General features: G+C 69.5%; 24 protein-coding genes and 1 tRNA gene. 18 read left to right on the top strand and 7 right to left on the bottom strand.

The features are described from left to right. Window positions 1–29: 29 nt before the first annotated feature. Window positions 30–2,309, bottom strand: a complete 2,280-nt coding sequence (gene hrpB / locus ACH413_RS37180) for an ATP-dependent helicase HrpB (protein ID WP_360039701.1) — start codon at window positions 2,307–2,309, stop codon at window positions 30–32. A gap of 26 nt (window positions 2,310–2,335) precedes the next feature. Between hrpB and ACH413_RS37175 the strand changes: the two genes are divergently transcribed. Genes ACH413_RS37175 through ACH413_RS37160 form a run of 4 tightly spaced genes read left to right on the top strand, consistent with a single transcriptional unit; the run spans window position 2,336 to window position 6,353 of the window. Further along, window positions 2,336–3,385 (top strand): glycosyltransferase family 2 protein, encoded by a 1,050-nt coding sequence (locus ACH413_RS37175; RefSeq protein ID WP_360039704.1) that lies wholly within the window; start codon window positions 2,336–2,338, stop codon window positions 3,383–3,385. Next, window positions 3,378–4,187, top strand: a complete 810-nt coding sequence (locus ACH413_RS37170) for a GNAT family N-acetyltransferase (protein WP_360039707.1) — start codon at window positions 3,378–3,380, stop codon at window positions 4,185–4,187. Before ACH413_RS37175 ends, ACH413_RS37170 begins: the two co-directional genes overlap by 8 nt. Before the next feature lie 50 nt (window positions 4,188–4,237). Then, window positions 4,238–5,524, top strand: a complete 1,287-nt coding sequence (locus ACH413_RS37165; protein ID WP_360039710.1) for an MFS transporter — start codon at window positions 4,238–4,240, stop codon at window positions 5,522–5,524. Window positions 5,525–5,570: 46 nt separating this feature from the next. Further along, the gene (locus ACH413_RS37160; protein WP_360039713.1) at window positions 5,571–6,353 is read left to right on the top strand and encodes a thioredoxin domain-containing protein; all 783 of its coding nucleotides are present in this window, start codon (window positions 5,571–5,573) and stop codon (window positions 6,351–6,353) included. Here the strand turns inward: ACH413_RS37160 and ACH413_RS37155 are convergent. Further along, on the bottom strand, window positions 6,346–7,584 hold the full coding sequence (locus tag ACH413_RS37155) for a phenylacetate--CoA ligase (protein WP_360039715.1): 1,239 nt from the start codon (window positions 7,582–7,584) through the stop codon (window positions 6,346–6,348). The genes ACH413_RS37160 and ACH413_RS37155 overlap by 8 nt on opposite strands. Before the next feature lie 123 nt (window positions 7,585–7,707). Between ACH413_RS37155 and ACH413_RS37150 the strand changes: the two genes are divergently transcribed. Continuing rightward, window positions 7,708–7,780, top strand: a tRNA-Ala gene (locus ACH413_RS37150). A gap of 236 nt (window positions 7,781–8,016) precedes the next feature. Further along, the gene (locus ACH413_RS37145; RefSeq protein WP_360039718.1) at window positions 8,017–10,158 is read left to right on the top strand and encodes an SNF2-related protein; all 2,142 of its coding nucleotides are present in this window, start codon (window positions 8,017–8,019) and stop codon (window positions 10,156–10,158) included. 167 nt (window positions 10,159–10,325) lie between these two features. Here ACH413_RS37145 and ACH413_RS37140 read toward each other — a convergent pair whose 3' ends face one another. Beyond that, window positions 10,326–10,529 carry a cold-shock protein gene (locus ACH413_RS37140; RefSeq protein WP_030475722.1) on the bottom strand — a complete coding sequence of 68 codons (204 nt, stop codon included), beginning with the start codon at window positions 10,527–10,529 and terminating at the stop codon, window positions 10,326–10,328. Between the two features lie 338 nt (window positions 10,530–10,867). On the opposite strand from ACH413_RS37140, the gene ACH413_RS37135 reads away from it, so the two are divergent. From ACH413_RS37135 to ACH413_RS37120, 4 genes are read left to right on the top strand one after another with little or no spacing between them, the layout of a single operon-like run. Beyond that, window positions 10,868–11,431 carry a hypothetical protein gene (locus ACH413_RS37135; protein ID WP_360039721.1) on the top strand — a complete coding sequence of 188 codons (564 nt, stop codon included), beginning with the start codon at window positions 10,868–10,870 and terminating at the stop codon, window positions 11,429–11,431. Between the two features lie 5 nt (window positions 11,432–11,436). Next, window positions 11,437–12,528: a histidine kinase gene (locus ACH413_RS37130; RefSeq protein WP_360039724.1), complete on the top strand. Its 1,092-nt coding sequence runs from the start codon at window positions 11,437–11,439 to the stop codon at window positions 12,526–12,528. Beyond that, a complete protein-coding gene (locus tag ACH413_RS37125) occupies window positions 12,525–13,148 on the top strand; it encodes a response regulator transcription factor (protein ID WP_360039727.1) in 624 nt (207 codons plus the stop codon). The genes ACH413_RS37130 and ACH413_RS37125 overlap by 4 nt, the downstream gene beginning before the upstream one ends. Before the next feature lie 32 nt (window positions 13,149–13,180). After that, a complete protein-coding gene (locus tag ACH413_RS37120; protein WP_360039730.1) occupies window positions 13,181–13,876 on the top strand; it encodes an excalibur calcium-binding domain-containing protein in 696 nt (231 codons plus the stop codon). Here ACH413_RS37120 and ACH413_RS37115 read toward each other — a convergent pair whose 3' ends face one another. Further along, window positions 13,877–14,038: a hypothetical protein gene (locus ACH413_RS37115; protein WP_360039733.1), complete on the bottom strand. Its 162-nt coding sequence runs from the start codon at window positions 14,036–14,038 to the stop codon at window positions 13,877–13,879. It abuts the gene before it with no gap. Window positions 14,039–14,181: 143 nt separating this feature from the next. Between ACH413_RS37115 and ACH413_RS37110 the strand changes: the two genes are divergently transcribed. After that, window positions 14,182–15,051: a peptidase inhibitor family I36 protein gene (locus tag ACH413_RS37110; RefSeq protein ID WP_360039736.1), complete on the top strand. Its 870-nt coding sequence runs from the start codon at window positions 14,182–14,184 to the stop codon at window positions 15,049–15,051. Between the two features lie 54 nt (window positions 15,052–15,105). On the opposite strand, the gene ACH413_RS37105 is transcribed toward ACH413_RS37110, so the two are convergent. Then, window positions 15,106–16,332 (bottom strand): helix-turn-helix domain-containing protein, encoded by a 1,227-nt coding sequence (locus ACH413_RS37105; protein WP_360039738.1) that lies wholly within the window; start codon window positions 16,330–16,332, stop codon window positions 15,106–15,108. Between the two features lie 166 nt (window positions 16,333–16,498). Between ACH413_RS37105 and ACH413_RS37100 the strand changes: the two genes are divergently transcribed. The 7 genes from ACH413_RS37100 (at window position 16,499) to ACH413_RS37070 (ending at window position 21,741) form a co-directional block, all read left to right on the top strand. Further along, entirely contained in the window at window positions 16,499–16,804 is a 306-nt protein-coding gene (locus tag ACH413_RS37100; protein WP_396425440.1) for a hypothetical protein, read from the top strand. Window positions 16,805–16,881: 77 nt separating this feature from the next. Beyond that, window positions 16,882–17,532: a hypothetical protein gene (locus ACH413_RS37095; protein WP_360039743.1), complete on the top strand. Its 651-nt coding sequence runs from the start codon at window positions 16,882–16,884 to the stop codon at window positions 17,530–17,532. A gap of 12 nt (window positions 17,533–17,544) precedes the next feature. Further along, window positions 17,545–18,387: an NYN domain-containing protein gene (locus ACH413_RS37090; RefSeq protein WP_360039746.1), complete on the top strand. Its 843-nt coding sequence runs from the start codon at window positions 17,545–17,547 to the stop codon at window positions 18,385–18,387. 69 nt (window positions 18,388–18,456) lie between these two features. Beyond that, window positions 18,457–19,347 (top strand): ABC transporter ATP-binding protein, encoded by an 891-nt coding sequence (locus ACH413_RS37085; RefSeq protein ID WP_360039749.1) that lies wholly within the window; start codon window positions 18,457–18,459, stop codon window positions 19,345–19,347. Next, window positions 19,344–20,081 (top strand): ABC transporter permease, encoded by a 738-nt coding sequence (locus tag ACH413_RS37080; RefSeq protein WP_360039752.1) that lies wholly within the window; start codon window positions 19,344–19,346, stop codon window positions 20,079–20,081. The genes ACH413_RS37085 and ACH413_RS37080 overlap by 4 nt, the downstream gene beginning before the upstream one ends. Continuing rightward, complete coding sequence (locus ACH413_RS37075) at window positions 20,078–21,142, top strand: sensor histidine kinase (RefSeq protein WP_360039755.1); 1,065 nt, start codon at window positions 20,078–20,080, stop codon at window positions 21,140–21,142. Before ACH413_RS37080 ends, ACH413_RS37075 begins: the two co-directional genes overlap by 4 nt. After that, window positions 21,139–21,741: a response regulator transcription factor gene (locus ACH413_RS37070; protein ID WP_360039758.1), complete on the top strand. Its 603-nt coding sequence runs from the start codon at window positions 21,139–21,141 to the stop codon at window positions 21,739–21,741. The genes ACH413_RS37075 and ACH413_RS37070 overlap by 4 nt, the downstream gene beginning before the upstream one ends. Window positions 21,742–21,900: 159 nt before the next feature. Here ACH413_RS37070 and ACH413_RS37065 read toward each other — a convergent pair whose 3' ends face one another. Together ACH413_RS37065 and ACH413_RS37060 are read right to left on the bottom strand one after the other, a co-directional pair. Beyond that, window positions 21,901–22,566: a DNA alkylation repair protein gene (locus ACH413_RS37065; protein WP_360039761.1), complete on the bottom strand. Its 666-nt coding sequence runs from the start codon at window positions 22,564–22,566 to the stop codon at window positions 21,901–21,903. A gap of 104 nt (window positions 22,567–22,670) precedes the next feature. Next, window positions 22,671–23,168, bottom strand: coding sequence for an RICIN domain-containing protein (locus ACH413_RS37060; protein ID WP_360039763.1), 498 nt, complete (start codon window positions 23,166–23,168; stop codon window positions 22,671–22,673). Window positions 23,169–23,239: the final 71 nt, after the last annotated feature.

The following is a 23,239-nucleotide window of genomic DNA, read 5'->3' as shown; positions in this document are numbered from 1 at the left end:
ATGGTTCAACGAGATTGTGGTGACTCGGTTCAGCTCTTGTTGTTATTACCTTTGTCGTAAGGGCGTTCCGGCCAGTGGTGCTTGGGATAGCGGCCCTTGAGCTCGCTGCGCACCCGCAGGTAGCCGTTGCGCCAGAACGACCTGAGATCGCTGGTCACGGCGGTGGGACGGCCGGCGGGGGAGAGCAGGTGCACCACCACCGGAACTCCGGCGATGAGCGGCGTGTCGGCCCACTTCATGGCGTCCTGGAGCCGGACGTGCAGGGCGGGCTGGTCCTGCGTGTAGTCGACTTTGCCCTGGCCGATGCGTTCCGGGGCGAGTTTGTCGAACTCCGCCGCCTCCGGCCACGGCAGCAGACTCCGCAGCAACGCCACCGTGTCGATCTTGGCCAGGTCGGAGCGCTTCTTCGCCTTGCCGAGATCGATCGCGCGGATCACGTGCTCGTCGTCGACGCTCGGCCAGTCGCGGGTCCGGTGCAGGAACGCCATGCGTTCGCGCAGGCGTTCGGCGGCGTCGGTCCACTTGAGCAGGCCCAGGCCTTCGGCTTCAAGGCCGAGGCGGAGTGCCTGCTGCGACTTGGCGAGGTCGTTGAGCTTGCGTTCGCCGAGGCTGATGGCGCCGAGCTTGCGGACCTCGTTGGCGATGACGTCGCCGTTCCAGCGGATGTCGTCGACCGTGTGCACGAGGGCTGCCGCGGCGGTGACGGCGAGTTCCTCGTCGGCCGGCGCGGCGAGGCGGACGCGGCCGTGCTTGCTGCCCGGTTCGCGGTCGGCGATCGCGACCGCCAGCCACTGGAACTGCGAGTCGGTGTGCTCGACGGCCGTGCCGTTCGCCATCAGGTAGACGTTGCTGTTCTTGGAGCGGCGTTTCGCCAGCCGTTCCGGGTAGGCGAGGGCGACGACCAGCGCCGGGTCGCCGTTGCCCGCCGGGTTGGAGCCGAGCTTCTCCAGCTTCCTGACCTCCTGGCGCCACTTGCCGGGGGCCTTCAGCGCGGTCGCGAGGTCGGTCGTGGAGGTGTGCGTGCTGTCGTCGAGCAGCGCCACGACCTCGGCGGCGGTCCGGTTGCCCGCGAGCGCGCTGCCGTCGATGAGGGCGCGGCCGAGCCGCGGGTGCAGGCCGACGCTCGCGATGCGGTCACGGCGATCGGGGGCGAGGGCGCCGATGGCGTCGAGGGTCTCCTGCGCCGCCTTGAGCGCGCCCTCCGGCGGGGCGTCCCACCAGTTCAGGCCGCTGCCGTCCGGAGTGCCCCAGACCGCCAGTTCGAGGGCGAGCCTGGTGAGGTCGGCGGTCTTGATCTCCGGTTCCGGGTAGCGGGGGAGCGTCGAGTGCTCGTGTTCCGGCCAGCAGCGGTAGACGCGGCCGGGGGCCTCACGTCCGGCTCGCCCGGCGCGTTGCTCGGCGACGGCCTGGGAGACGCGGATCGTGGCGAGTCCGGCGAGACCCCGGCGGTGGTCGACCCGCGGTACTCGGGCCAGGCCGGCGTCGACGACCGCGCGGACTCCCGGGACCGTGAGGCTGGACTCGGCGATGCTCGTGGCGAGGACGACCCGTTGGTTCGTGCCGCGTTTGAGGGCGGCGTCCTGGGTCTGGGCGTTGAGCTGGCCGTGCAGGATCACGGTTTCCACGTTGAGCAGGCTCGCCGTGCGGTTGATCTCCCGGACGCCTGGCAGGAACGCGAGCACGTCTCCGTCCACTTCGGACAGTGCCTTCCTGATGGCTCGCGCGACCGTGGTCTCGATGTGCTCGTTGCGCGCAGGCGGGACGTAGGTGATCGGTGTCGGGAACATGCGCGACTCGGTGTGCAGGACCGGTGCGTTGAGCAGGTCCGAGAGTCGTTGCGCGGCAACGGTTGCGGACGTGGCCAGGAGTTTGAGGTCCGGGCGCAGGCCCGCCTTGGCGTCCAGGAGGAGCGCGAGCAGGAGGTCGGCGTCGAGGTGGCGTTCGTGGACCTCGTCGAGCAGGACCGTGCCGACGCCCTTCAGTTCCTGGTCGTGCTGGAGCCTGCGGACGAGAAGACCGCTGGTCACGACCTCGATGCGGGTGTGCCTGCTGGTCTTGCGGTCGCCCCTGACCGAGTAGCCCACGGTGTGGCCGACGGGTTCGCCCAGCAGGCTCGCCATGCGCGCGGCGGCGGCTCTGGCGGCGATCCTCCGTGGTTCGGCGACGATGACCCTGCCTTCGAGCGCGAGCGGGACCAGCGTCGTCTTGCCGGTTCCCGGCGGTGCGACCAGCACGGCGGCCCCGTGCTCCTGGAGTTGCTCCAGGAGTTGGGGGAGAACGGATTTCACCGGGAGATCGGGCAGGTCCACGCCGATGAGTGTGTCAGGGTGGTCGGATGGGGATGATCGGCGTGGCTACTGGGGTCCTGTCGGTGTTGCGGTCCGGACGGACCGTGCGGCAGTGGAGGCACGTGCCGGAGGTGTCGACGTCGTCTGTGGACGCGTCCGTCCTGGCCGTCGTGCCGGCGCGCAACGAGGAAGCCACGTTGCCGCGGTTGTTGCCCGGTCTGGTCGGGCAGCCGGGTGTGCGTGTCGTGGTGGTGGACGACGCTTCCGAGGACGGAACGGCCGCCGTCGCGCGGTCTCTGGGTGCCGAGGTGGTCGAGTCGTCCGGTCCTCCGCCTGGTTGGGCGGGCAAGACGCACGCGATGCATCTCGGCGTCGCGTCCGCTCGGGACGAAGAGTGGCTGTTGTTCGTGGACGCCGACGTGACCTGCACGCCTGACCTGGTCGGACGGCTGGTGGCGACGGCGACCGAACTGGGCGCGGACCTCGTGTCGTCGTCGGCGCGCGGGACCGGGCCTGCCTGGTGGTTCCTCCTGCCCGCGTTCAACACGCTGGTGTTCGAGGGCTCACCGCCGGACGGTCGCGGGGCCACGGCGCTCGCCGTTGGGCACTGCATCCTCGTGCGGCGGGCCGCGTTCGAGGCCGCCGGTGGCTGGGAGGCGATCGCGGGGACCCACGCGGACGACGTCGGCCTCGGGACGTTGATCAGGGACTCCGGCGGGTTCGTGAAGTTCGTCGACGCCTCGGCGTTGCTGACGACCTCCGGGATCGACACGTTCGGGGACTGCTGGCGCTCGTTGCGCAAGAGCATCCAGCCGGCGTTCCGGGAGATGTTCGGGCCGTGGGGACGTCCGTTGCTGGTGGCCGCGGGGCTGTTGCACCTCGCGTACGGGCTGGTCCCGGTGCTGCGGTGGCGGTCGCCGTGGTCGTGGCTGGCGTGGTTCGCGCAGGCCGTGCCGCACCGCGAGTTCCTGCTGCGGACCGGGCAGCCGGGGACCGCGGCTGTGCTGGCGCCGCTGGCGTGGGCGACGATTGGGGTGTTCCTGTTGGACTGCGCGTTGCGTCCAGGTGCCCAGTGGAAGGACCGCCGCGTTGGTTGACCCGTTGCGCGACCCGGACGACCCGGAGCTGCTCGACCCCTATCAGTCGAGGTCGCTCGCGATCCTGGTGGAAGGGGCGCGGCTCGCGTCCGGCGCCGTCCGGTACGGCAAGGTCGGCAAGGTCGGTTCCGCGGCCGTGGTGATCAACCGCGAGAACCCGCTGCCGTCCGGCAACTTCGGCTGCGCGCTGGACGGGTCGTCCGTCGAGGTCGCGTCGACGTTGTTGCAGCTCGAGCACACGTTCGCCGCGGCGGGACGCGCGGAGGCGGTCGTGTACGCCTCGCCGACCACCGTGGACGAGATCGAGGGGATCGCCGACGACTCCGGCTGGTACGCGGTCGAGGAGCTGCAGACCGTGGTCCACCGCGGGTCCGCCTCGGCCGTCGACGGGGTGCGGCGGGCGGTCGACGCGGACGTTCCCGGGATCGTCGAGCTGCTGTCCGATGAACTGGTCGGCAACCGGGAGCGGTTGTCGCGGTGGCTCGGGCATCGGCTGGACGACCCGCGGTGCCTGGTGATGGTGGTGGACGACGGCGACCGGGTCGGCGGGTTCGTGTCGGGCTTCGCCGAACGTGGTGTGGGCCTGGTCGAGCAGTGCGTGGTGCGTCCGGCGCGACGGCGTCGGGGCGTGGGGCGGTCGTTGGTGGTGTCCGCTGTCTCCGCGTTGCGTTCGTCGGGCGCGATGCTGGTCGCGTCGCAGGTGGACGAGGGTCCGGGGGAGCGGTTCGCCGAGGCGTGCGGGTTCGTCGCCGCCTATCCGGTGACGGCATATGTACGCAGAGTGGATGAGCTGCTCGATTGAGTTAGTTAGTTGCCGCGTGACATATCCTTAGCAGGGCTAAGGGAGGCTTTGTGCGCGAGCGGTTGCCGGTCGAGGTGTGGGTTCTGGTCGCGGCGAGCTTCATCATCGCCGTGGGGTTCGGGATCGTGGCACCTGTTCTGCCGGTGTACGCGTCCTCGTTCGGTGTCGGTCACACCGCTGTCGCGGCTCTGATCAGCACCTTCGCGTTCGTGAGGCTGGCGTTCGCGCCGGTGAGCGGCAAGCTGGTCAACCGGTTCGGCGAGCCTCGGGTGTACATCGTCGGGATCCTGATCGTCGCGTTCGGCACCGCGATGTCCGGGTTCTCGACGAGCTACGCCGAGATGCTGTCGTGGCGGGCGCTCGCCGGTGTCGGGTCGACGATGTTCACGGTCGCGGCCCTCGGGCTGCTGATCCGGATCACACCGGCGCCGATGCGCGGGCGTGCCTCGGGGATGTGGGCGGCCGGGTTCCTGATCGGCAACATCGCCGGACCGATCATCGGTGCCGGGCTGGTGCCGTTCGGGCTGTGGGTGCCGTTCGTGTCGTACGGCGCGTTGCTGTGCGTCGCGGCGTTCGTGGTCTGGATCTTCCTCCGGCGGTCGACGCTGGTGGCGCTGGACAGGACCAACACCGAAGTGCCCATGACGGTGCGTGAGGCCGCACGGCACCCCGCTTACCGCGCGGCGCTGGCGTCCGGGTTCGCGAACGGCTGGGCCGTGTTCGGCGTGCGGATCTCGCTGGTGCCGGTGTTCGTCATCGAGGCGCTGGAACACAGCGCGGCCGTGGCGGGCATCTCGATGTCGGTGTTCGCGGCCGGCAACGCCGCGATGCTGTTCCTGTCCGGCCGGATCGCCGACACGCGCGGCCGCAAGCCCGTCGCCATCGCCGGTCTCCTGGTGAGCGGCCTCGCGACGGTCGGGATGGGCTTCACCGGCGACCTGTGGACGTTCATGGCGGCGTCGTTGATCGCGGGCGCCGGAGCGGGCCTGCTGAACCCGCCGCAGAACGCGGTGGTGGCCGACGTCATCGGCGCGCGCGGCAAGGGCGGACCCGTGCTCGCGGGCTTCCAGATGGTGACGGACCTGGGTGCGATCATCGGCCCGATGTGCGCTGGCCTGCTCGCCGACTCGTTCGGCTTCGGAGCGTCGTTCGCCATCACCGGCGCCTCGCTGCTGCTGGCCGTGGGCTTCTGGTTCATCGCTCCCGAGACCCTGCCCACACATGAGGAGGAGCACACGGCCGCCGCGGTGGCGCCGGAGTGCGGCTGCCTCGACGAAAGTGCCGAGGTTCCGACCGGCGAACGCGTCGGCGGCAAGCCGCGTCACCCGGAAGCGTGATTGCGCGCTCAGCTTTCTTTTAGTTTGTGTCGCTACCCTCGTCGCCGTGGGTGGAGCAGAGCGCAGTGCGCGGAAGAAGAAGCAGGCCGCGCGTGCGGTGGTCCAGGCTCGTTCGTCGGGCTCTGACCGCACGAAGGTCATCGCGGGCATCGCGGTCGTGGCGGTGCTCGCCGTCGCCGTCATCGGCTACGTCATCTTCCAGCAGATGAAGCCGTCCACGTCGGCCACGGACGCCATTCCGCTGGCGCCGGCCGACCACACGATCTCGGCGCCCGCCGTCCGCGACGGCAACACCGTGCTCGTCGGCAAGGACACGGCCACCGTGACGGTCGACGTGTACGAGGACTTCCTGTGCCCGATCTGCGGCACGTTCGAGAAGACCTACGGCACCGACATCAAGAAGGCCGTCGAGGACGGCAAGGTCAAGATCCGCTACAACATCCTGCCGATGCTCAACCGCGCGTCGAAGCCCGAGGGCTACTCGACCGAGTCGGCCAACGCCGCCCTGTGCGTGGCCGACGACGGCAAGTTCAACGCGTTCCACGCGGCGCTGTTCAACTCGCAGCCCGAGGAGGGCGACGCCGGCTACACCAAGGACCAGCTCATCAAGCTGGGCAAGGAAGTCGGCGTGACCGCCGCCGGTTTCGAGTCGTGCGTGCAGAACCAGACCTACAAGTCGCAGCTGGACGAGCTGATGTCCAAGACCAGCAACGACCCTGTTCTGAAGGACGCCGAGACGGGCCGCTTCCGCGGCACGCCCAGCGTCGCCGCGGGTGGCAAGCTCGTCGACCTGGACAACAAGAACTGGTTGTCCGACCTGGCTAAGTAAGACCGTCGATCGGCGCCTGGCCCTGGGTCCACCGGGCCAGGCGTTGTGCTTTGCCCACTTCGGTGCGCGGCAGCTTGCCCGGTGTGAGGACGTGCACTTGGCACGTGATGCCGAGGCGTTCCTTGAGCTTGTTCGTCAGTTGGCTCTTGACGTCCTCCGTGGACTCGACGGCCACGTGCAACTGCGCCGTGGTGGTCCGGCGGTCCTCGACGATCAGGTAGTGCGGGCTCGCGAGGTCCAGCACGACGGCCTCGATCTCCGTCGGGAACACGTTCACGCCCCGGATGACGAGCATGTCGTCCTTGCGTCCCTTGAGCTTGCTCATTCTTTTCAGCGTGCGCTGGCCTTTTGGTTCGTGCAGGGTCGCCACGTCACCCGTGCGGTAGCGGAGGAGCGGCATGCCGGTCTTGGTGAGCGTGGTGAAGATGAGCTCGCCGTCGTCGGTCTCGGGGTAGAAGTGATCTTCCGCGATGTTGAGAAGCCCTTCGGAGTCAAGGGATTCACACGCCACACCGGGCCCGATGATCTCGGACAACCCGTAGATGTCCAGCGCTCTGATGCCCAGCCGCTGCTGAATCTCCTGCCGCATCTCGTCCGTCCACGGCTCGGCACCGAAGATGCCGACCTGGACGGAGTTCTCGCCGAGGTCCTCCGCCAGCCGCAGCGCGTACGACGGCGTGCAGCACAGCACGTCCGGCTTCAGATCCTCGATGAGCCGGACCTGCCGCTCCGTCATGCCGCCGGACATGGGGATGACCGTGGCGCCGAGCTTCAGGCCACCGTGATGCACCCCAAGCCCGCCGGTGAAAAGCCCGTAGCCGTAGGCGTTGTGGACGATCGAACTCGTGGTCGCGCCCGCACCCTTCAACGCCCTGGCCATCACCGTGGCCCAGACCTCGACGTCGTTGGCGGTGTAGGGGATAAGCGTCGGCCTGCCGCCCGTGCCGGACGACCCGTGCACGCACACGATGTCTTCCTGCGGCGCGATCCGCAGCCCGAACGGATAGTGGTCCCACAGGTCCTGCTTGCTGATCGTGGGCAGCAGGTGGATCTCGTCCAGCCGCACGTCTGTGCCGCTCGTCACTCCCGATTCCCTCAGCCTGGAACCCTGGAGGTTGTCCGTGCTCAGCAGGCGGTCGACGAGTGCTCGCAGACGCTGTTCCTGCAGCTCGTGACGGGCCTCGGGGTCCATGCACTCGATCTTCGGGTCAAGCGGTGCTCCGGCGGTCATCACCCGGTCCTACCAGCCTGAATGCGCTTTGGATACCCCCGATTTTTATCTTGTGGCGTCGATGTTGTACGGTATTGCCACACGAGAACGGCAGGGAAACCTACCGGGAACGTGGACCTTCAAGGGGCTGTGGCGCAGCTGGTAGCGCATCACACTGGCAGTGTGAGGGTCAGGGGTTCGAGTCCCCTCAGCTCCACTCGTTCCGAGGGCCGAGAAGTATCTGCAAAAAGCGCAGATCTTCTCGGCCCTCGGTGTTTTTCTGGGGGCCGAGCCCCCAGACCCCACGCCGGGGGCAAGCCCCCGGACCCCCCGTAGGTTGACCGGCACCCCGTAGGTTGACCGGGAGGTCGGGGGTTCTCGTGTGCCGCAACCATGTTCCGTTTTTGGCTTGGGATGCTGGGTACCCTCGGGCCGCCTTACGGAAGGACACGGGTGGACGACTCGGCGAAGGTCGGTAGGCACGCTCGCGCGGTGCTGGGGGCTGCGGAGGAATTTCGCGCCGAGGCGGCTGGGGTGCGTGCGGAGCCGGATCGGTTGCTCGCGCTTGCGCGTGTGAAGTACGAGGCGGTTCTGGACTCGGTGGTGGCCGAGCGGCTTCGTGTCATGTCGGTGGACAAGCTGCGGGACACCGAGGCGAACCTGCGGCTGAGCACGTTGAAGGCCGCTGGGTACCGGACTGTGGCCGATGTTGCCGAGGTGCGGCCGGAGCAGCTTGACGGTGTGCCTGGGGTCGGCCGGCAGTCCGCCGAGCAGATCGTGCGGGTCGCCCGTGCCGTTGTTGACGGTGTCGTGCGTGACACGACTGTTCGGCTGAATCCTGACCGTGCTGATCGGGCTCAGACCGAGCTGCTGCAGTTGATGTCCAAGCTGCGCAGGGCCAACCAGCTCGTCGGGCCGTTGCGTGAGCCGCTCGGGGACGTGCTGGGGCGGGTCGACGCCGATGTGCGTGCCGCGTCCCGTGCGTTGAGCCGGGTGCGGATGTTCTTCTCGTTGCGGAAGAACCGGCAGGCCGCCGTCGAGTCGCTCGACCGGCTCGAGGCCTTGCTGGGCAGTCGTGACGTGGCGGCGTTGCGTGCGGTGGGCGCGCAGTTGCGGGTGCCGGATCTGGATCATCGTGCGCTGTGGCGTGACTACGAGCTCGACGCGGCCGCGTACAACACGCTTCTCGCCGAGTTGGCCGGTGCGGACGCGGTGCCGGATCGCAGTGCCGCCAAGGGGTTCGTCCCGGCGGACATCGAGCACGAGGTCGACGCGACCACACTGGACACCAGCCGGCTGAAGGTGGCGCTGCGCGGGTACCAGGTGTTCGGGGCCAAGTTCGCGTTGGCGCGCAAGCGCGTCATCATCGGCGACGAGATGGGACTGGGCAAGACGATCGAGGCCATCGCGGTGATGGCCAGCCTCGCCGCCGGCGGCCGCAAGGGCTTCCTGGTGGTCTGCCCGGCGAGCGTTGTCGTCAACTGGGTCAACGAGATCGCCAGGCACAGCGATTTGGTGCCGCACCGGATGCACGGCTCTGGTCGTGACGGCGCGGTCGGCGAGTGGCTGGCGCAGGGCGGCGTCGGCGTGACGACGTTCGGCACGTTGCCGAAACTGGTGCTGCCGAAGAGGTTCCGGCCGGCGTTGGTCGTGGTCGACGAGGCGCACTACGTGAAGAACCCGGACACACAGCGCTCGCAGGCGGTCAACACGATCGTGCAGCGCGCGGAACGGGTGGTGCTCCTCACCGGCACGCCGATGGAGAACCGCGTCGAGGAGTTCCGCAACCTGGTCGCCTACCTCCAGCCGGGCGTCGCGGCCCGCACGGGCGCCACCGACGCCGTGGTGGGAGCGAAGGCCTTCCGTCGCGTCGTCGCGCCGGTGTACCTGCGGCGCAACCAGGAGGACGTGCTGGGGGAGCTGCCGGAACTGCTCGAGGTCGAGGACTGGGTCGAGTTCGGCAAGCAGGATCGTGGTGCGTACCTCGACGCGGTGCGCGAGGGGAACCTGATGGCGATGCGCCGCGCCGCCTACGCGCCCGGCACGCCCCGCGGTTCGGCGAAGCTCGAGCGGCTGCTGGAGATCATCGAGGAGTCGAGGGACAACGGCTGGAAGGTCGTGGTGTTCTCGTACTTCCACGACGTGCTGGACGCGGTCGCGGAGCACGTCGAGGTCTTCGGCCCCCTGACCGGCGCGACGTCGGCGCAGGGCCGTCAGCAACTGGTGGACGACTTCACGGCGTGCGAGGACCACGCGGTGCTGGTGGCCCAGATCGAGGCGGGCGGCGTGGGCCTCAACATCCAGGCCGCGTCCGTGGTGATCATCGCCGAGCCGCAGTGGAAGCCGAGCACGGAGGACCAGGCGATCGCCCGTTGCCACCGGATGGGCCAGGTCCGCAAGGTCCACGTGCACCGGTTGCTGGTCAAGGACAGCGTGGACGCGCGGGTGCAGGAGATCCGCGACCACAAGACCCTGCTGTTCGACCACTACGCGCGTGAGAGCGACACGAAGCACTCGCACGCGAGCGCGCTGGACTCGGCGGTGTCGGTGGAGCAGCGGGTGGTGCGGGCCGAGCAGCAGCGCCTCGGTCTCTAGGGGCCGGACGTCGCGGTGCCGGGCGCACAGGGGTGAACGCAGAGGTTGGCGCCGGGCTTCGTCGTTCGTGGAACAACGCGGACACGACGAAGCCCGGCCGGATGAGTCATCCGGCCGGGCTTCGGTGTCGTCCTGCTTGCCGCTGAGATCAGAGGCGGGCGAGGGGACTAGGCGGGGACGATGTTCTCCGCCTGCGGGCCCTTCTGGCCCTGCGTGATGTCGAAGGAGACCTTCTGGCCCTCCTGGAGCTCACGGAAGCCCTGAGCGGCGATGTTCGAGTAGTGGGCGAAGACGTCGGCGCCGCCACCGTCCTGCTCGATGAAGCCGAAGCCCTTTTCGGCGTTGAACCACTTGACGGTTCCGGTGGCCATGGTGCACTCCAAGCATGAATGTGGCGCCCGCACTGTGCGGGGCCGAGGTAACCCGTCGTGGCCGAAGAACACCGAACAGCAAAATGCCCGTGACCTGCGATCACGGGCGAACGGTACTTCGTAGCCATGACAGATGGGCATCACCCTACACGGATCGGCCTCCTGGCGGGCGCTGTACACGCCCCAATCTCCAGGATCTGCCGTGAATTCGACGCTCACCAGGCGGTCGGGCGTGCTGGGCACGTGTCGATCGGCACACTTCCGGGCATGACGTTCGACGTCCGAAGTGGCTGGTCGGGACTTCGGAGCACGGTGGTGGCGTCCCTAGCGTCGGTCGTGTGACGGACAACAGGATTTTCTTGCCGAGGTTCGGGGCCGCGTGCGGGGTCGTGCTGGCCCTGTCGATCGGCGTGCCGGGGGCCGTGGAGGCCTTCACCGGGGAGACGGCGGTCACCAGTGCGGTGATCGGGTTGGGGACGGCCTTCGGGGCGCCCGCGGTTCTGGCGTTGCACGGGCATCAGGCGCACGCGTCGGGGCGGTTCGGGGCGTTCGCGTTTGCCGCGAACCTGCTCGGGCTCGGGTTGTTCACCGGGGTGGCGTTCGCGCTGAACCTGGTGATCTTCTTCTTGGAACCGGGGCAGGTGGCGCCCGTGACGCAGGTGGTGCTGAAGGTGGCCTCGTTGGTGTTCGTGGCCGGCACCGCGTTGTTCGGGGTGTCGATGGTGCGGGCGAAGGTGTTCCCCGCGGTGCCGGCCTGGGGGTACGGGATCAGCTTCGTCGTGCTGGCCGTGTTCGCGGCGCTGCCGGACACGCCGTTGACGGCGCTGGTGCACGTCGCGTGCGCGGTGGTGCTGGTGTGGCTGTCTTCCGCGGTGTGGTCGGCGCGTCCGGCACTAGCCTGAGCGGCATGTTCACCTCGCGGCCCGCGTTCTGGGTCTCGCCTGTGATGTGTGCCGCGGTGCTGGTCGCGGGGGTGTACGCGGCGGTGTCCGGGCTCGGTGACACCAGCGTGCCCCTGCTGGTCGGCGGGCTGGTGGTGCTGGTGGCCGTGGACCTCGTGGAGTTCCGGCGTTATCCGGTGCGCACGCCCAAGGCGGTGGCGGCGGGGTTGTTGGTGTTGCGCGCGGCCCTCTACTTGGGACTGGCCTATGCGGACGGTTCCGGGCTGGCGCGGGTGATGTTGTTGCTCGTGCCGTTCACGGCGTACTTCGCGTTCGGGCAAGGCGTTGCGGTCGTGCTGGCGGTGGCGTGCTTCGTGATGGCCGTGGTGAGCACTCCGGAGTGGTACGCCGATCTCGAACAGGCGTCGGACCTCGTGATGTTCGCCGTGGGGCTGGTGCTCACCATCACGATGGCGGCGGTGGCGGTGCGCGAGCGCGACGGGCGGATCCGGTTGCAGGAGTCGCATCGGACGGTCGCGGAGCTGTCGGCGGCCGCGGAACGGGCGCGGGTGGCCAGGGATCTGCACGATGACCTCGGGCACCACCTGACGGCGATCGTGGTGCTGCTGGAAAAGGCTTCCGCCTTCCACGACCTCGAACCGGGCACGGCGAAGGCCGCGGTGCTCGACGCCGAACGGTCGGCGCGGCGGGCGTTGGGCGAGGTGCGGGAGTCGGTCCGGTCGCTGCGGTCGTTCCACCTGCCGGCCGCCCTCGACGAACTCGTTGCGGGGCAAGGGGATGTGACGCTCACGGTCAGCGGCTCGCCCGAGGCTCACGACACGGGTGCGTTGCACGCGCTGTATCGGGCGGCGCAGGAGGGCATCACCAACGCGCGCAGGCACGCTGCGGCCGGCAGCATCGCCGTCGCGGTCGAACTCGACGCCGAGCGGGCGCGGTTGACCGTGGCCGATGATGGACGTGGCATGGGTGCCGCGGCGGAGGGGTTCGGGTTGCTCGGGATGCGGGAACGGGTCGCGCTGGCCGGTGGACGGGTCGACCTCACCAGCTCGTCGGCCGGCACGCGGCTGACGGTGACGATTCCGGTGAGGACGACGTGACGCGCGTGCTGGTCGTCGACGACCAGCGGTTGATCCGGGAGGGCATCGCGTCGCTGCTGAGGCTGCAACCCGGCATCGAGGTCGTCGGCACCGCGGCGGACGGGCACGAGGCCGTGGAGCAGGCGGTGACGCTGGCCCCGGACGTGGTGCTGATGGACGTGCGGATGCCCGGCCTCGACGGGGTGGAGGCGGTGGCGTTGCTGCGCCGGCGCGCGCCCGCCTGCAAGGTCGTCATGTTGACCACGTTCGACGACGAGGACTACGTGGTGCGTTCGCTGCGTGCGGGTGCCACGGGCTATCTGCTCAAGGACCTGCCGTCGCAGAAGCTCGCGGCGGCGGTCAGGCTCGCCGCGGCGGGCGTGGCCCAGTTCGACCCGGCCGCGGCGGCCCGGCTGGCGGCGGTGCTCGGCCGGTCCGACGGCCACCGCGAACCGCTCACCGTGCGCGAGGTCGAGGTCCTGCGGCTGGTCGCGAGCGGAGCGACGAACAAGGAGATCGCCGAGCGCCTCCACCTGTCGGAGGGCACGGTGAAGAACCACATCTCGCGCATTCTCGGACGGCTCGGGCTGCGGGACCGGACGCAGGCCGCGCTTTATGCCCAGTCGCACGGACTTGTGTAACGACGCGTGGCGAAGGTCGCGATGTGGCGGCCATGACCGATTTCCAGCAGCTGTCGAGGACGGCCGCGATCGCTGCCGGTGTCCTGCTCGTGGTGTCCGCGTGCGGCACGCCGGAGCCCACCCGGCTCGCGGCCGGCCTCACCGGCACGACCACGACGACCGCCAGTTCGGCCGCCGCGACGACCACGCCTCCGCCGGTGACCGTGGAGTCCATCGTGGACGGTCGGACGGCGATGTTGTCCAACGGCACCACGGTTGTGCTGTCCGGACTCGCGCAGCCCGGCGAGTGCTGGGCCGCGTCTGCCGTCGAGTTCGCGACGAAGACCCTGGTGGGCGCGACGGTCCAGGTCGCGGACTCGCGACTGCTGCTGGCCGACGGCAAGGACTACGCGGCGCTCGCGGTCAGCCAGGGCGCCGGCCGGGCGATCGCCGGGGCGGACACGGCGATCCAGGTCGCGGAGACGGCGGCCAAGAAGGCCGCTCTAGGGTTTTGGGGACCGTCGTGCGGCGGGCTCGACGTGAAGCCCGCGCCCGTCGTGGCACCGCCCGTCGCGCCGCAGCCGGTGGTGCCGCAGCCGGAACCAGCGCCCGCACCCCAGCCGCCCGCAGCCGCGTACTACGCGAACTGCGCGGCCGCGAAGGCCGCCGGTGCGGCACCGCTCTTCCGGGGACAGCCCGGCTACCGCGCCGCTCTCGACCGGGACGGGGACGGCAAGGCCTGCGAGTAACTAGAAGCCTCCGCGCTCCAGCACGTTGCGCGCCTCCCGCAGCTCACGGCCGCCCTCGGCCTCGTCGAGGGCACCGGGCAGCGGCGGGTTCGTGTCCTTCTCCGCCACCCACTCCTCCGGTTTCGGACGGTCGGGCAGCGCGTCCCACTTGTTCTCGCTCATGAATCCAGTGTGCCCTGACAAGTCGGTGGCCGCCGGTGTCAGCGGAATGTCAGCGGCTCTCGCAATCCTTCAGTCGAAACGAAGCTTCCCCGGCACGACTGGGGTGTGCTGGGGCCGGTAAAACGGGACAAAGGGTTCACATCGTGCTGAAGAAAACCATCTTCGTGGCATTGATGGGCGCGCTGGTCAGCGCGTCCTTCGGGGCGGGCGTCGCGAACGCGGCGACGGACCGCAACGGCGTCTGCGAGTCGGGCGAGTTCTGCCTCTACTACAACAGCGACCAGGCCGGTTCGGTCTCGGACTTCGCCGGGTCGATCTCCGACTACGGTGACAGCCAGCCGTCCTGCTACGAGTTCAAGAGCGCGGGCAACGGCCAGGGCGTGTGCGTGAAGAACAACGCCGCCGCCGTCTGGAACCGCACCAGCGGGAACGTCACCGTCTACTACAACAGCGGCTACGCCGGCGCCAACCAGACGTTCGCGTCCGGCGCCAAGGGCAACCTGAAGGCGGAGCTCAAGAACGAGAACGCCTCGCACCGCTTCGGCGCGGGCAGCGACCCGGACCCGGACCCCGGTACGGGCACCTACCCGACGCCGCCGACCAACAACCAGCCGTCCGAGGCCGTTCGCGCGCCTCAGGCCAGCAAGCGGACCGCGTTCGTGCGCACGCAGATCGCCGACCTGACCGGTGAGAAGCAGTGCTACGTGGGCGACTACCGCTCCGGTGAGTCGTCGACGAGCAACCACAACACCGGCAACGCGCTCGACTGCACCATCTCGAACGCGATCGGCCAGCACCCCAACGCCACGCAGAAGGCCCAGGGCTGGAAGCTCGCCTACTGGCTGCAGAAGCACGCCGTGAAGCTCGACGTCCGGTACGTCATCTGGCAGGGCAAGATCTGGAGCGTCGCCCGCGCGTCCGAGGGCTGGCGCAAGTACACCGTCGCCACCGACGTGACCGGTGGCCACTACGACCACGTCCACGTCTCGATGCAGAACCCGTACGGCGACTGATCTGAGTCGTTTCCCGAAAGGCGAGCGCTTGATGCGCTCGCCTTTTCGGCGTTTTCAGGACCTCAGGTCGTGGACGATCAGCGACGCCGAGAGCAGCCGGATGTCGGTGGGATCGGCCGGGTTGTAGCCGGTGAGCTCGGTGACGCGGCGCAGGCGGTAGTTGAGCGTGTTGCGGTGCAGGTGCAGCTCGTCGGCCGTGCGGTGGCGGTTGTGGTCGCTGTTGATGAACGTCCGGAGCGTGTGCAGCAGGTCGGGGTGCTCGGCCAGCCGGTCCATCACGCGAGCCAAGCGCTTGCGGCCGGGGCCAGGGCGGCAGAGCTGGTACTCGAGCAGCACGTCGTCGAGGACGTACGCGCCGGGCGGGCGTCCGAGACGCTGGGCCAGTTCGGCGATGTCGGCGGCCTGACGGGCGGCGGCGGGAACGTCCTCGCGGTGCTCCGCCACGGCGATTCCGCCGGTCAGGACGGTACCGGCGGCGGTGTGCAGGCTGCGGACCAACGCGGCCGCTTCTTCCAGGTCCGATTCGGCGGTCTCCGCGGTGGTGGGCAGCAGCACCGTTCCGCCGTCGTGGTCCAACGCCGATAGGGCGTGTTTCGGCAGTTCAGCCCGCAGGCGCCGCACGAGACCATGGACGGCGAGCCGTGCGTCAGAGCCCTCGGCCAGTGCCGGCGCCTCGACGCGCACGGCGACCACGACGTGGTGGCTGGACAGCTCCAGCCCGATCCGTTCGGCCAGCGGCTCGGCCTCCCTGCCGGTCAGCAGGGCCGCGACCAGCGCACGACCGGCCTCGCGGCGTTCGGCGTGCAGGGCCTGCTGCTCGGCGAGGTACGACCCGGCCACGGCGGGAACGGCGACGCTCAGGTACCGCAGCAGCGCCGGCACCGTCGCCAGCAGGTCGGGGATCTCGTCCGGCTCGGCGACGGCGGCCATCGCCTCCCAGCCGACGGTCGCGGCGACGTGGTAGGTGCTGAGCACGATGTCGAGCGGAACGCCCTGCTGGGCGCGGCGCACCGCCGTGGCGATCTGCATGTCGAGCTCCTCGGGCGCCGGAGGCCGTTGTTCTCGCAACGAGCGCAGGAAGACCTGGAGGTGCCGGGTCACCGCTTCGGTGATCTCGCGGTCGACCAGCTGGTGCGGCAGCTGCCGGTACGTCGCGGATCTGGCGAAGAACGCCTCCAGCACCTTCTCGGCGATGCTCGGGATCTGCGTCGCGGCCCGGTCGTACAGCGGCGAGGCGGGGTCTGGTGCCTGGATGTCGACCACCGCCAGAGGCTTGCGCATCCGTGAGTCGCAGGCGATAGCCCGTTCCGGTGTGGTTGGTTGCACGAAAGAGGGACACCTCCGTTGTGCACGTGCCCCAAACATTTGACCCTATCGAGTGATGGACGATGAGGACGGCTCCGTCGCCCGGTCAGAATCAGGCGTTGTGAGCAGCGTCGAGGAATGCATGAAGTTGTTGCTGCGTCGCGGGTTTCGGCGGTCTGTCGTGCGTGATCAATTCACGTGCGTCAACGCGGTGATGTTCAGACGGGTGTGGCGTGGCACCAATGAGACGGTGCTCGCGTTGTCGGAGTCGGAGGCCCTGGCGTATCGCGTGGCCGAGGGCGACGCGGATCCATCGGACCCGTTCGTCGTCGATCCCGATCTGACGATGTGGCAGTGCGGTGGCGAGTTCCTGGACGTCGCGGGCCAGTTGCTGGGGCTGCCCGCCGCGCCGGGCCAGTCCGCGTTCGACCGGAATTCCGGCGGGTGACGTACCGCCGTTGATGCGTTGAGATGGAGTTCGGCTGCCGCCTGTGTGAACCCTGCGACCACACAAGGAGCAACCCGATGCGTCTCATGGCGATCGCCGGTGTCACCGTTCTGGTGGTGGCCGGCATGCAGCCCGCGGCCCACGCCGGGCCGGTGGGCAGCGGCTGGACCGAGCACAGTCCCGCGTGGAACCTGCAGATCCAGAGCAAGGGCGTGATCACGTCCTATCCGAGCAGCACCACCAGCGCGTCCGGGCCCGGCGGCTCCTACTCCCGTTCGGGCGGGGTGCAGACCTTCAAGCTGGTCAACAACGGCTCCAACCGGGTCGAGGCGCGGATCCAGGACAACTACCGGACCGGGCAGCGGCAGTTCGAGGGCGAGCTCAAGGTCACCGCGGGCACCGACGACGAGAGCGCCATGCAGATCTTCGGCAACGACGGCGACGGCGCCACCACATTGATGATCAGGTCGTTCTCCCGTGGCGGCGGCACCCTGCGTGGCGGAGGCAAGGATCTGATCAGCGGCATCAACGGCAAGTGGGTGCGGATCAACGTCACCCACAACGCCACCGCGACGGGCGGCAGCTACTCGATCCACATCAACGGCAAGCAGGTGCACACGGCCGGCGGCCCCAAGGGCGACCACTACTTCAAGTACGGCGTGTACGGCACGTTGAAGGCGTCGAGCGCCGAGCACCAGTGGCGCAACGTGCACTTCTACCGGAAGTAGTAATCTCGTCCGGTGGGTGAGACCGACCGGATCGGAGTGTTCTACGACGGCACGTGGTTCGCCTACCTGAGCGATTTCTACGCCACCGCGCACCCCAGGGGCGCGCGCATCTCTCTTGACGGCCTGCACGACGCGTTGCGCTGGTACGTCCACACGGAGACGGGTCGTCCATTGGACGAGTGCGTGGTCGCCGAGGCGCATTACGTTCGCGGTCGCATCGACACTCCCGCCGAATCCTTCGACCGGGCACTGGCTGCCGCCGGCATCACGCGGCACGACCTGCCGTTGCACAACGGCAAGGAGAAGGGTGTCGACGTCCTGCTCGCGCTGGAGGCGTGGGACCGGGCGACGACGGTGCCGTTGCAGTGGGTCGTGCTGCTGACCGGTGACTCGGACTTCGCTCCCCTCGCGGAGAGGCTGACGGCGCGGGGCGTGCGCGTGATCGTGCCGGTGGTGGACATCCAGACGGTCCACAAGCCTCCCGCGTGGACCCCGCGCACCGCCGCGCCGTTGCGGGCCGCGACACCGTTCACACCGGGGTTCGACGCGTTGTTCGCACCCGGTGACCAGGCCGACTACCCGTTGCGGCGCGCGTTCGTGCGGTCGTCGCAGGCGGTGGCGTCGCCGGTGGGAGCGCCGCGCGGCCGTCGCAAGGGCACGGTGGCCAGCTGGAAGACCGGGCAGGCGCACGGGTTCATCACCGACACGCGCGGCGGGTCGTGGTTCGTCTCGCGGGACGAGTTGCCGTCGGGACTGACGCTGCTGCTGGCGGGCACGACGGTGTCGTTCACCGGGTCGCCCTCGCCGTTGCCCGGCCGCAAGTACCCGAGGGCGCAGGCCGTCCGGCCCGAATGACAATTGTCATCCTGACGTCGTGACGCTGCCTCACTACTGGTGAAAGCCTGCTCCGACCAGGCTTGACGCATGGAAACGGTGCTCGAGGTACGGGGAGCGCGGCACGACTACGGTGCCACGCGAGCGTTGGACGGCGTCGATCTCGACGTCGGCGCGGGGGAGTGCGTGGCGTTGCTCGGGCCGAACGGCGCGGGCAAGACGACGCTGGTCAACCAGGTGATCGGGCTGCTGCCCGCCAAGCCCGGTTCGGTGCGCGTGCGCGGTGGAGATCCGCGGGTCGCGGCCACCCGGCGGCACCTCGGGGTGGTGCAGCAGTCGCTCGGGTTCCCGAACACGTTGAAGGTGTCCGAGCTGGTCACGGGTGCCGCGGTGCGGGCAGGCAAGCCTCGGGCGGCCGCTGGGCCGGTGATGGCCGAGCTCGACCTCGTCGACCTGGCCGGACGGCGGGCGGCCAAGCTGTCGGGCGGCCAGAAGCAACGGCTGCAGCTCGCGATGGCGCTGGTCGGCGACCCGTTGCTGCTGGTGCTGGACGAACCGACGGCGGGTCTGGACGTGCCCGCCCGCAAGCGGTTCTGGCAGATCCTGGCCGAACGGCGGGCGCGCGGGACCGGCGTGCTGCTCACCACGCACCTCATCGAGGAGTCGTCGGCCGTCGCCGACCGGGTCGTCGTGCTCGACCACGGCCGCGTGCTCGCCGAGGGCACGCCGGACGAACTGGTCGCGCGGCTGCCCGACCGCACGGTCATCGCCCGGACGGGTCTCGGCTTGGAGCGCCTCCAAGCGCTGCCCGGGGTCGTGTCGCTGCGCAACGACGGCGAGCACGTACACCTCGGGACGCGCGCGCCGGAGGCGTTGCTGCGGGTGCTGCTCGCGGAGGACCCCGGACTGACCGACCTGCGGGTCGAGGGCGCCGGGCTGGAAGAGGCAGTGGCCGGTCTGATCGAGAGGGGTGCGGCGTGAACACACAGGTCTTCGGTGTCGAGCTCGCGGACGAGCTGCGGGGCATCGTCCGCGAACCGGCCGCGTTGTTCTTCTCCATCGTCATGCCGGTGGCGTTCTTCGCGCTCTTCGTGTCGCTGTTCGGGAAGTTCAGCGACGGCGGGCTGTCCTCGGGCACCACGATGATCGCCACGTTCGGCGCGTTCGGCGTGATCTCGGTCGTGCTGATGAACCCCGGCATCGGTGTCGCGGCCGACCGGGAACGCGGTTGGCTGCGGGCGAAGCAGGTGTCCGCGGTGCCGATCGGCGTGACGCTGGCGGCGAAGGTGGTGGCGGCACTTCCTTACGCGGCAGGGGTGTTGGTCGCGATGACGGCGACGGCGGCCGTGACGGGCGCGTTGAACGCGCCGTTGCCCGCGCTGCTCAGGGTGCTGGGTGTGCTGGTGGCCGGCGCGCTGCCGTTCGCGTTGCTGAGCCTCGCGATCGGGTTCCAGGTCGGTTCGGGTGCCGCGGCCGCCGTGCTCAACGCGATCCTCATCCCGTCCGCCGTCGTGTCCGGACTGTGGATGCCGCTCGACATCATGCCCGCGTTCTTCCGTGACGTGGCACCGTTCCTGCCGACCTACCACCTGTCAGAACTCGCTCGCGCGCAGCTCACCGGCGGTCCCGTGCTGACACATGTGCTGGTGTTGCTGGGCACGGCGATCGTGGCTGCGGTGCTCGCGGCCGTGTCGTATCGTCATGCGCGGTCATGAGAAAAGTCGCTGGGATCTCCCGCTGGTTGCACCTGATCTACCTGGGGAACCTGCTGTGGGCACCGATCTTCGACCCGGCCACGGACTGGGTGGACTGGGCGCTCGTCGCCGTCGTCGTCGTGGCCTTCGTCCCGATGTACGTGCTGGCGTGGCTGCGGCCGGACCGCGTGCGCTGGTGGTGCCTGGTGCCGACGGTCGTGCTCGGTGCGTTGACCACGCCGTTCAACACCGGTGCCGCCGTGCTCTTCGTCTACGCGGGGGCGTTCGCCGGCCTCGCGGAGTCGCGGCGGGTGGCGATGCGGTGGTTCGTCGGCCTGACCGCGTTGATCTGCGTGTTCGGCGTGGTGTCGGTCGTCGAGATGCCGTACCGGCTGTGGGCGCTGCTGCCGTCGTTGATCTTCCTGTGGGTGATCGGCATCGTGCAGGTCGAGTGGTCCGAACGGGACCGCGAGGGATCCGACCTGCGCATCCGCACCGCGCGGATCGAGCACCTCGCGACCCTCGCCGAACGGGAGCGCATCGCCCGTGACCTGCACGACCTGCTCGGTCACACGCTGACCGCGATCATCCTGCGCGCCCAGCTCGTCGCCGCGGATCCCGCGCGGGCGCAGGAGGAAGCGGCCGAGATCGAACGCACCGCCCGTGCGGCGCTGGGTGAGATCCGGGACGCCGTCACGGGGTGGCGCAGCGCGTCGCTCGAGACCGAACTGGAGGCGGCGCGCACCGCGTTGGCGAGCCTCGGCGTCGAGGTCGTCGTGCGCAGGGATCCCGGACTGGTGATCGTCGGCTCGACCGAGCACGAACTGGCGCTCGCGCTGCGGGAGGCCGTCACCAACGTGGCCCGGCACGCGAACGCCAGGACGTGCCACATCGGTGTCGAGGCCCGCGACGGCGAGCTGCGGCTGGTGATCGCCGACGACGGCATCGGCGGCCACGCGCCGGAGGGCAACGGGCTGACGGGCATGCGCGAACGGATCGCCGCGCTCGGCGGGCTGGTCGGGCGCACCGCGACGGCCGGCACCACCGTCACCATCGCCGTCCCGCTGAAGGTGGCCACGTGATCAGGGTCGTGCTGGCGGAGGACCAGGCGATGGTGCGCGGCGCGTTCGCCCAACTCCTCGACCTGCAGCCCGACGTCACGGTCGTCGCGACCGCGGGCGACGGCGACGAAGCCCTTGCGGCCGTGGCGGAACACCGGCCCGACGTGCTGCTGACCGACATCGAGATGCCGGGCCGCACGGGACTGGACGTCGCCCAGGAACTGAGCTCCCGCGGCGACTCGACGCGCGTCCTGATCATCACGACGTTCGCCCGCAGCGGGTACCTGCGGCGCGCGATGGACGCGGGCGTCGCGGGGTACGTGCTGAAGGACGCGCCGATCGCCGACCTGGTCTCGGCACTGCGTCGCGTCCACGCCGGCGAACGCGTCGTCGCCGCCGAACTCGCGATGGCCGCGTGGGACAGCGCCGATCCGTTGACACCGCGCGAACGTGAGCTGCTGCAGGAGGTCACGACCGGCGCGAGCAACGCCGACATCGCGGCCCGGCTCAACCTCGCCGAGGGCACGGTCCGCAACTACCTGTCGACCGCGATGGCGAAACTGGGCGCGCGCAACCGTTCCGAGGCGGCGAACACCGCTCGCGAACGCGGCTGGCTCTAGTGGTGTGGCTCGGAACGTTGCCGGGGGAATTCGCGGTCAGGCGGGTGCATCGTGGTGTCGCCCCCGCGTCCTCGTACTGGTTGTACGGGGGCGTGGGGGCGACACCACGAGGTGCCCTGCTGAGCGTGGATCACCTCGCCGACGTTCCGAGACGCGCCACTAGCCCTTGCGCTTCACCATCTCGTTGATCCAGATCGGCGCGAACGGCGACGTGCAGCCCGGCGGCGTCGGGTAGTCCTTGAGGACCTCCAGGCGTTCGCCGATCTCGAGCGCACGGGCGCGTAGCGGCGGGTGCTCGATCCCGATCTGCGCCAGGCAGTGGTTCATCGCCCACTGCAGCCGTTCCGGGGCGTCCTTCATGTCCTTCTCGACGACGTCGAGCAGACCGTCGAGGTCCAACCCCTCCGGCTGCTTCGCCACGCGGTCGACGGTCAGCGCCCAGCCTGCGCTCGCGACCACCGGGTCCCGGTCGGCGAACCACAGCACGCGCAGTTCCTCGGTGTGCGGGCTCTTCTTCACGACGTAGTTCACGAGCCAGTCGTGCACCTTGGGCCGCTTGGCCTCGCGCAGCATCGTGTCGAGCTGGTCGCGGGAGAACGCCTTGGGGCGGCAGATCAGCAGCGCCAGCAGCCGGGCCGCGGTGTCGCCCGTCGCCCACAGGTCGAGCGCGAGGTCCTGCTGTGTCTTGAGGCGCTTCGCGATCGCGCGGAGCTTGCCGAGGTTCACGCCGTGGTCGTCGCCGTGCTTCTCGTTGACCGCACGGGCTTTCGGGTCGTCGAGCGCGGCCAGTTCGGCCAGCAGCTCCGCCACCGTGTCGTCTGCCACCGCTTGACCTCCCGCTCGCCACCGACGCCCGACAGCCTACGAGCAGGAACGCCGGAAGGCGGGTTGTGCCTCCGGCAAGAGGCACAACCCATGTGAGGGGGCGATCAGCCGATGGTGAAGAGCTGCGCGCGGTGGGTGACGCAGGTGTCCTGGTGCAGGATCGACTTGTTCTCGAAGTCGTGGCCCGAGATGTCCAGGCACAGGCCGCTGTGACGCGCCCGGAACTTCTTCGCGCCGGAGTCGGTGGTCTCGACCAGGAACTGCTGGTTCCACTTGGTGGCGCTGCAGGTGTACTGGATGGCGTCGGCGGTCGGGTCCTGGCTCGAGTCCCAGATGTCGATGCACTTGCCGCTGTGCGCCGCCTTGATCCGCACCGCGCCGCTGCCGTCGCCGACCTCCTCCAGCGTCCACTGCTGGTGGGACTTCGACGCGTCGCAGACGTACTGGGCGATCGCGGCCTTGTTGGACCGGCTGCCGTCGGCGACGTCGAGGCACTTGGCGGAGTTGGAGTTGCGGATCAGGTCGTAGCTGACGGCCGCGGACGAGGTGCCCGCGCCGGCGAGGGCCACCGCGGCGGCCGTCAGTGCGATCGCGGCGCTCATGCGGCGAAGAAACGTCCTGGACATTGTGCCCTCCGAAGATCTGCTGACGATCGGCTCCCTGCGACCGATCT

The organism is Lentzea sp. NPDC020367, assembly GCF_044387305.1.
Classification (GTDB): domain Bacteria; phylum Actinomycetota; class Actinomycetes; order Mycobacteriales; family Pseudonocardiaceae; genus Lentzea.
Note: the sequence above shows the minus strand (reverse complement) of the source record. Positions and strands in the feature narration are given on the sequence as shown.